Here is a 609-nt window from a genome sequence, read left to right as displayed (position 1 = left end):
TGGTTCACCGCCGGGCGGTGAGGCACATCACGGGGCAGTGGCCGCCCCGTATCGAGGCATGGCCGGACAGGGTTGTCCGGCCGGTATTGGGTTCACCTTCACTCGTAGAGGTAGCAGCGCACGAAGTGGTTGTCGGCAAGCTTGGTGATGGGGGGGAGCGCCTCCTTGCAGCGGGGCATTGCCTGATTGCAGCGCCCGGCAAAGGGGCAACCGCAGGACTCCGGCGTCCAGAGCGGGATCTCCCCCTTGCGGCCACCCTCCAGCTCAGCGTGGATGCTCTTCTCGGGATCGGGCACCGCCGAGATGAGCAGCTGGGTGTAGGGGTGCTGCGGGTGGTGTAGGATCTCGTCTACCTCGCCCCACTCCACCATGTGTCCCACATACATCACCGCCAGATCTTCCGCCACATAGCGGGCGGTGGCGATGTCGTGGGTGATGTAGAGCATGGAGACGCCGAGCTCGTTCTTCATCTGCTCCATCAGGTTGAGGATGCCGATGCGAATGGAGACGTCGAGCATGGAAGTGGGCTCGTCCGCCAGCACCACTTCCGCCTCCACCGCCAGATTGCGGGCGATGTTGACCCGCTGGCGCTGGCCGCCGGAGAGCTGG

At 65.0% G+C, this 609-nt stretch carries 1 protein-coding gene; it reads right to left on the bottom strand.

The genetic code is table 11. The annotated features are described in order from the left end of the window. Positions 1 to 98: 98 nt before the first annotated feature. On the bottom strand, positions 99 to 609 hold a 511-nt coding region (locus CUC53_RS18600), incomplete at its 5' end, for an oligopeptide/dipeptide ABC transporter ATP-binding protein (protein WP_157798342.1).

Source organism: Aeromonas cavernicola (assembly GCF_002795305.1).
Classification (GTDB): domain Bacteria; phylum Pseudomonadota; class Gammaproteobacteria; order Enterobacterales; family Aeromonadaceae; genus Aeromonas; species Aeromonas cavernicola.
The sequence above is the reverse complement of the archived record's forward strand: the minus strand, read 5'-3'. Positions and strand labels throughout refer to the sequence as shown.